The organism is Ureibacillus suwonensis, from assembly GCF_042655065.1.
In the GTDB taxonomy this organism is placed as follows: Bacteria; Bacillota; Bacilli; order Bacillales_A; family Planococcaceae; genus Ureibacillus; species Ureibacillus suwonensis.
In genome coordinates, this window is sequence record NZ_JBHSNQ010000094.1 from 1 (window position 1) to 590 (window position 590).

Genomic DNA, 590 nt, shown 5'->3' on the forward strand with positions numbered 1-590 from the left:
TCTTTCATTCGCATAAAAGTGGCCTCATGGTCGGTTTTCGAGTAGCTATTTCGTTCACCTAGAATCTGTTTTTGTACTTTGTATTTTCGTAATCGTGGAAGATAATCCGTTTGAATCGTTTTCAGTTGTTTGGTGAGTTGGGATTTTTTAGAGCGAAGTTCTTTTTTTCTTTCTTTGTCTTCTTCCTGTTTATAATCTTTTTCCAAAGCTTCTATTCTCTCAGAAAGTTGTGCCGATGATTTTTCTAATTCTTCTTCTAATTGTTCTTCTTTTAATTCCTCCAAGGCGATTTGGTGCGCTTCTTGTAGAAACGATTGAATTTTGGCTCGTAGTTTCTGATCATATTTTTCTACGGATTTTCGCCATACAAACGTATATTTGTTGGCATTCGCTTCTATTTTCGTACCATCCACAAAAATATGGTCGAGGTCGATAAATCCTTGTTCTACTAGTTGAAGGACAAATTGTTCAAATACAGAATCCATCATGTTTGACATACGAACACTACGAAAATCATTTATTGTGCGATGGTCAGGGGTTTGCAATCCCGCCAACCACATCATCGGAAGATTTTCTTTCACCATTTGCGC

1 protein-coding gene is annotated in these 590 nt (G+C 36.9%); it reads right to left on the reverse strand.

Annotation, left to right across the window (positions count from 1 at the left end; all coding sequences use genetic code 11):
• Positions 1–554 (reverse strand): transposase (locus ACFPOH_RS10785; RefSeq protein WP_390309634.1); only part of this gene is annotated, 554 nt, incomplete at its 3' end.
• Between the last annotated feature and the right edge of the window lie 36 nt (positions 555–590).